Raw genomic sequence first — 6,984 nt, 5'->3', positions numbered from 1 at the left:
GGCCGTCCGCGGGCGCCCGATCGGCAGTCCCTCGGGACATATGTCAATCGTAATCCGACTGTCCGGGCGGGCTGCTCAAGCAGTCGGATTAACTACACTTCAAACTGTAATGGGGAGGGCAGCGAAGGACAGCTAGGGCTGTCGGGGAAGGGACTCGCCATTGCGAAAGCGTGCAGATTCTCTAGAATGGGGCGCGTGATCAATTTTGCTTGCACGACGAGGGAGGGCCGCAGGGTATGAAGGTGCGCATGAGCGCGAAGAGCAGGAAGGCTGCCGAGGTCCGCATCGCCGAGACTCACGCTGCCGAGGTCCGCATCGCCGAGACTCACGCTGCCGAGGTCCGCATCGCCGAGACTCGCGCCGCAGAGGGCCGCATCGCCGAGGGCTGTGCTGTTGCGGGCGAGCTTTCCGAAGAGCAGCGGGGTCTATGGACACGCAAGCGCTGGGCCGTGCTGGCCGCTTCCTGCCTGGTAAACCTCTGCATCGGCGCACTGTATGCATGGAGTGTCTTCGCCACCCCCATGGCCGAGCACCTCGCCGCTCTTTCGGGCGGAACGCCAGAGAACCTGTCCATCGTGTTCACCACGGCGTGCGTGCTGCCGCCCGTTACTATGATTCTCGGCGGCATCGTGAACGACCGCGTCGGACCGCGCTGGATGGTCATCGCCGGCGGCATTTGCTTTGGCGGCGGCATGTTCCTCTCGGGCTTTGCCACAAGCCTGCCGTTTCTCGTCGCTGTTTTTGGCGTAGGCTGCGGACTCGGCGACGGGTTCGCCTACGGCTCCACCCTGGCCAACGCCGTGAAGTTCTTCCCCGACCGACCGGGGCTGGCCGGGGGCATCATTTGCGCCGCTTACGGCATCAGCTCGGTCATCGTCCCCTTTGTCGCCACGGGGCTGATGGCCGTTTTCCCCGTGGAAGAATGCTTCAAGATCCTTGGCACCGTTATGCTGATCGTTATGGTGGCGGCCTCGTTTTTCATAGCCCCTTGCCCGCCCGGCTTCGCGCCGACCGGATGGCGCCCGCAGCGTCTAGCCGACGGCGGCGGGCGCGGCGTGAACAAAGATTGGCGCGGCATGCTGAAGAGCCCCGTGTTCTACACCATGTTCGCCATGCTTGTGTGCGGAGCGTTCTCGGGACTCATGATTATCTCCCAAGCCAGCCCCATCGCCCAAGGCGCTGTGGGCCTGGATGCGGCGAGCGCAGCGGCCGTGGTGTCGGTGCTGGCGCTGTGCAACACGCTTGGGCGCATCGTGTCCGGCAGCCTGAGCGATAAGCTCGGTATCACGAACACCCTGCGCGCCGTGGCTGTCGGGTTCGCCATTGGCATGGGCGCGCTTTCCATGGCCACCGACGATAGCGTCGTGCTGTTCTATTTTGGCATCTGCCTCGTGGGCTTTTGCTTCGGATCCATCATGGGCGTGTATCCCGGGTTTACGGCGCTTCAGTTCGGCAGCGCCCACAATTCGGTAAACTACGGCATCATGTTCATCGCCTTTGCCGCAGCCGGCGTGCTGGGACCCTTGGCGATGAACTACCTGTTTGGCGAGACGGGCAGCTACCAAGCGGCCTTTCTCGTAGCAGCCTGCCTGGCGGCGATGCAGCTCGTGCTCACCTTCGTGTACCGCCTGCAGAACGACGCACGCCGTGCTCGCCGTCGGCGCCGCTGGCTCATCGCGGCCAAGCACCCGCGCCGCTCGCTCTATGTCGTACGCGAGATGCGCCGCCAACGCCGGGCGTAGCGCGCCGTACGCTTCAAGGAGGACCCATGTACCGCATGACCGATGATGAATTCGAGACCGCTATCGAAGAGGCGCTTGATGCCATGCCGGAGCAGTTTCTCGAGGCGCTGCAAAACATCGCCATCGTTTGGGAGGAAGAGCCGAACGCCTACCATTTGGGCTATGACGAGGACGAATGGGAGGAACCCTCAGAAGAACGCGCCCGGTGCGAGGGCGACAGCTCGGAGGCGACCGATGAGGGCTACGAGCCTCTGCCCGACGATTTGCTCGGCCTGTTCGACGGCCTTTCCCTCGTCGAGCGCGCCGACGGCTACGACGACGACATTCCCGACGTCATCACCGTGTTCAAGGGCCCCCACGAGCGCTGCTTCGAAAGTCGCGAGGAGATTGTCGAAGAAATCGGCAAAACCATCATCCACGAACTCGGCCACTACTTCGGCCTTGACGAGGACCAGCTGGCCGCCATGGGGTATGAGTAGGGCGATCGAGGCGCTTCCGACCTCCGGAAAGCCACGAATACCCTCCTCTCCGGAATCTGTTGCTCACAGCCGTTGAGTTCGTCCGAGTTCTCTTTTACGCACCAACGACCATCAAGCACCCAGCGAAACAATGCCGCGAGGAAAAAGCCCGCCGACACAGCGCCAGCGGGCTCAAAGGGAGGGCTTTGGTTGCGCATCGCGCGACAATTCTAGATGCTTGCTAGATGCTCGCCTAGCAATTTGCCGAACGTAACGCAGCGGCCAAGGCTGACGCCAGGCACAGGTGCCTCGTTGTAGTCGACGCCAAACAAACCGGCAGCGGTATTGCCCACAGCGTAGAGACCCTCGATGGGTGCACCGGCCTCGTCGAGAATCTGGCTGTTCGTGTCCACGTTCAGACCACCAACGCTCACGCACATGCCCGTCTGCATACGCAGGGCATAAAACGGAGGCTCGGAAATACTCGTCATCAGCTCCTGTCGCTTCCCGAAGTCGAGATCGACGCCGCCTTCGACCAGCTCGTTGTAGCGATCCACCGTAGCCTTCAGCGCGTCAGCGGGAATACCGACGGCGGAGGCCAGCTCATCCAAGGTATCGGCCGTCACCAGAAGCCCAGCGTCCGCCTCCCAAGAATGGGTGCCCACTTCCTCAACCTCGGCGCTCCAGGGCGTGCCCATCTCGCGGAAGTCCTGATCCCAGCTCATGCCGCCGCTCACTTCGAGACTTGCGGGAATCTCCTCGCGCCACTTATTGTCCCAAATGGACCAGGCCTTCGCCTCGTGCTGCTGAAGCTGGTTGATGCACATGTTCACAGAGTCGCAATCCTCGTTGCAGAATCGCTCGCCTCGATCATTCACGTGCAAGTAAAAATAGGGGTAGGTCTGAGGAAGCATCATGAGCGGTTGCGGTCCCATCTGAAACGCGCCGCCGGCCCACAAGCCCATCTTATGCCCATCGCCGGTGCTCATTGAGGCGTTGAAATATCCTTCGGGATCGAAGGACTCGAAGTCATAGGCGGTCAGCTCGTTCATCATGGCCTCATCGCCGCCAAAGTCGCCAGTGCACAGCACCACGCCCTTCTTGCCCTTGAAGCGGACATAGTCGCCATCGGCATTCTTGGCGATAACGGCGGCAACGCGCTCGCCCTCTTTCTCCAGCTGCTCGGCAGCAACCTGAACAAGATACTGGCTCCCGCCGTCGGTCACTTGTTTTTGCAGCATAGTGATGATGTCGTTGGCGCCAAACGAAGCCGTTTCAAGGTCGTACAAGGGGCCATCGGGGAACTCCACCGGGTGAATGTAGTTGAAGTACATATCGCTATTGCTGCGCATAGCGGCCAGCACGGGACGACATCCCCATGCCTCGGCCTTCTCGACAATCCAATCTACTGCCGCCCCGCTCTCGCGGATGAACTTGAGGATGATGTCGGCACGGGCGCGATTGCCGGACATATGAATCCACTCGCGAGTCATCTTGTAGATATCTTCATCCGACAATTCCAAGCCCGCTTCTTTCGCAAGCGTCGAATTGACGCAGCCAAAATCCAATCCCGTCATGCGAGGTGTTTCGTTTTTCTCGAGAACGATAACCGTGAGGCCGTTTTCAACAGCTGAAGCCGCCGTGCTCACGCCAGCCAGACCGCCTCCGACTACGATGACATCGGCTTCTTGAGTGTCGGTAATCAAGCTCTCGTCTATCGGTGCAGGAACGTCGCGCCACGAGGAACCCGTCTCGGCCAAATCATTCGCGTCTGTCTTCTTGTCGGCTGTCGCCTGGGGCGCGCAACCCGTCAACCCGGCCACGCCCGTCGCCAAGCCCGCCGTCGCCATAAGGCGCATGAATCCTCGACGACTTACAGCCCCATTCGCTTCCACGGTATTGATACTTGCTGCCATGAGCGCTCCCTTCTCCTTTAATCATAGCCCGCCTTGCTCTCTATACTTGCTGTGCAAAGAAAGCCCGCAAGGCAATTCCAACACGCCGAATTTAGGAGACTAACGCTCGGTTGAAACCAGCAAAAGCAGGTGAAATACAGTGGTTATTTCCCTCACGCAAAACTGGTGAATTTCGTTTTCCCAGGTAAATGAGGTCTGGCAAACCACCGAATAGAACGCATCGTATACGTATAATAAAATAGATTGGAAATCCTTTAGACAGAAGAGGACTATGGACAACCACCCCAACAGCACTCGCCCCTTCGCCCCGCTCGTCTTCATAGGACTGGGTCTGGGATGGGCAGCGGAGGAGATCGTCACTCTTTGCGCTTCACGTCTTTTAGTCGAAGAGCTTGGACTTTCGGCTCCCCTGTACCTTATCTATTTGCCCCTCTTCGCTTTTTTCGGACTTCTTTTCGCGGCATCGAAACCCATCGATCGCATCCTCGAAAAGCCCGCCACTTCCTCAATCATTTTGGGGCTGGGGATGCTGGGGATCCTCATAATAGCCCTCATGCCCCATCGGGCTGTCTGCACTATTGCAGGAACGGTGCTCTTTGCCGCGAGCACGGCTTCGATCAATGTGCTTTGGTTTGTGGCTTTCACGGCTCTCCCACTGAACCTAGTGAGAAAGGCGGTTTTGTTCACTGCTCTTATCACCGCACTCGGAACATTTTTATGGAGCCTCCCAGACACCGCCCTTCTCGTCGTCGCCTTTGTTGCTTTAGGGGGAAGCGTCCTCTGTTATGAGCGAGTTCATGCGAAATGGAAGCCGTCATCTGTCCGTCTCTCCACAGCAAAGCCCCAACATATCGACCTCTCTCCACGGCGTTTGTCCGCAATCCTGGGCGTCTGCATCATCATGATGGGCTTCGGCTTTCTTCAATACACGGTCTACCAATTCACGCCTCCCGCGATGCCTTGGAGCGAGACGATTTCCCACGTCCTTTCTCTCGCTTTGCTCGGGGTATCTCTCTACCTTGCTCGCGGAGCTGAATTTAGCTTTGGCGCAAAACTTGCCACGACACTCACCCTGTTCTCCTTTGTCCTGCTCGCTGTTTCCCGAGATGCCATGGGCGTCTCCGTCCTCCTGGCCGCAGGGGTTGAGGGGATGCTCGAGCTTATCGTGCTCCTCGCTTTGGTGGAATATGCGAAACGTAGCAGCCGCAGCCCGTTCTTCATCGGAGGCATTTGGATGATGCTCACCGGGCTTATGCAATGGCTGGGATGCCTGCTCTCTCTCGCCGAGCACGCCGCTTTGCCTTCGCTATCCTATTCGATGTTTGGGTTGGCCATTGTGGCGCTCCTTATCGTGGATGCCGTTTGGCTTCTTAACGACACGACGGTCACCGCGTTCTTGTGGGAGCAGAAACCCTCCGAAAGCACTGCCTTACCCGATCGCACCCCTTTCGAAGATCGCGCTGCGGCCGTGGCCCGTGCCCATAAGCTTACCGCCCGGGAAACTGAAGTTATGGAGCTGTTCGCAAAAGGCCGCTCGGCTACCTATATTGCCGAGTCTTTTTGCGTGAGCAACAATACCGTGCGCAGCCATATCTTGCACCTGTACGCCAAATGCGATGTCCATTCACGCCAAGAGCTCATCACGCTTATCGACGGATGGCCAGACGACTCAGGGCCCCTATCCCACTAGCAGCGAGCAAGCAACTCATCGCGCGATACCGGCGGCAAGGCGGCGAGCTCTTCGGCGCGGCGGCGAATGAGGCCGGAGAGGCTACGGAGGAACGCCTCGGGGAAGGGAGCCTCCTCGCTATTCGTAAACTCGAACGATGCCAATGCCTCTAGTTCCCCAATTTGACGAGGACCGATAAGACGAGCAGCCTGCTCGTCGAAGGTAACTTGCGGCCAGGAGGGCAGCACGAACTGCGCCTCACTCTCAAAGGTGTCCACCTGGTTGAACCCGTGGTTGAAGAAGAGGGATCTTCCATTGTCGAACACAGGGGCCATGCCCAGAAGCTCACCCGTGTGGCTCTGCCGCAGCACACCGAAGTTCGTCAGATGGCGGTCGGTGTTGAAAATGAGCGCATCGAAGACCATCATCGAGGCGTAGTCTTCAAAATGCTCAACGCCCCAGCGCAAGTACGATTTCACGGCGGCGGTATGCGACGACTGCCCGAAGGCAAGAGCCTGGGGCACGTAGGAAATATCAGGGGCGCAGAAGCAATCGCAGGTACAGCACACATCGGCAGAGCTTGCAGCCCAGCGCGTCAGGCCATAGCGAACGGAATTGAGCCCCATGGCATCGGCCACTTGCGAGGCGAGAAACTCCGCCCGCGCCTCACCGAACTCGTCGCGGTCATCGCTGTTGCCTTTATAGAGCCGACGCACCCCGTCAGCTTCAATGCGCCAAGCCTTGCGGAGGTTGCCATTTGTGGTCAGCTCCGGCGTTGCCGGCGTCAGGCCACGCTGGTCGCTCACTACGCCCGTGTAGGCCACCGCAGCCAAAACCGAGGAAAAACCGTTGTCGTACAGGTTGCACTCGGCGAAGGTTTCCGTACTGCCCGTCGGCGCGATCCAATACGAGTCGTTCAGGGAAAGCCCGCGGCTCACAGCGAGGATGCCACTGCGGTCGTTCGCGGAAAGCCCGAGCGAGCGGCAGAGCTCCGTGGCGAAGCGCCGGTTCTGCGGAATAGCCCGGGCGGAAAGCCAGCGCCAGAGTCCCTCGTTGGTCAGCACAAGGCCCAGCGGCATGAGCGCTTCGGCAGAGGCGTCCCACTCGTGTAGCACGGCCGGATCGTCCTCGCCGAACGAGAACCGCAGCAAGGGCCGATCGAAGAGCCGCAGCTCATATATGTCCGTAGAGCGCACCAT

General features: G+C 59.6%; 5 protein-coding genes. 3 read left to right on the top strand and 2 right to left on the bottom strand.

What is annotated here, in order from left to right; all coding sequences use genetic code 11:
• Positions 1–248 precede the first annotated feature (248 nt).
• Both VJ923_RS07940 and VJ923_RS07935 read left to right on the top strand, forming a co-directional pair.
• Complete coding sequence (locus VJ923_RS07940) at positions 249–1,742, top strand: L-lactate MFS transporter (protein ID WP_326440296.1); 1,494 nt, start codon at positions 249–251, stop codon at positions 1,740–1,742.
• 26 nt (positions 1,743–1,768) lie between these two features.
• Complete coding sequence (locus tag VJ923_RS07935) at positions 1,769–2,221, top strand: metallopeptidase family protein (RefSeq protein WP_326440294.1); 453 nt, start codon at positions 1,769–1,771, stop codon at positions 2,219–2,221.
• Positions 2,222–2,430: 209 nt separating this feature from the next.
• On the opposite strand, the gene VJ923_RS07930 is transcribed toward VJ923_RS07935, so the two are convergent.
• On the bottom strand, positions 2,431–4,116 hold the full coding sequence (locus tag VJ923_RS07930; RefSeq protein WP_326440292.1) for an FAD-dependent oxidoreductase: 1,686 nt from the start codon (positions 4,114–4,116) through the stop codon (positions 2,431–2,433).
• Between the two features lie 271 nt (positions 4,117–4,387).
• On the opposite strand from VJ923_RS07930, the gene VJ923_RS07925 reads away from it, so the two are divergent.
• On the top strand, positions 4,388–5,806 hold the full coding sequence (locus VJ923_RS07925; protein ID WP_326440290.1) for a response regulator transcription factor: 1,419 nt from the start codon (positions 4,388–4,390) through the stop codon (positions 5,804–5,806).
• Here VJ923_RS07925 and VJ923_RS07920 read toward each other — a convergent pair.
• Complete coding sequence (locus VJ923_RS07920) at positions 5,803–6,984, bottom strand: hypothetical protein (RefSeq protein WP_326440289.1); 1,182 nt, start codon at positions 6,982–6,984, stop codon at positions 5,803–5,805. The two genes, VJ923_RS07925 and VJ923_RS07920, sit on opposite strands and share 4 nt — an antisense overlap.

Origin of the sequence: Adlercreutzia shanghongiae (genome assembly GCF_035830635.1) — a bacterium.
Taxonomy (GTDB): Bacteria; Actinomycetota; Coriobacteriia; order Coriobacteriales; family Eggerthellaceae; genus Adlercreutzia; species Adlercreutzia shanghongiae.
This window is presented reverse-complemented; position numbering and strand designations above follow the sequence as displayed.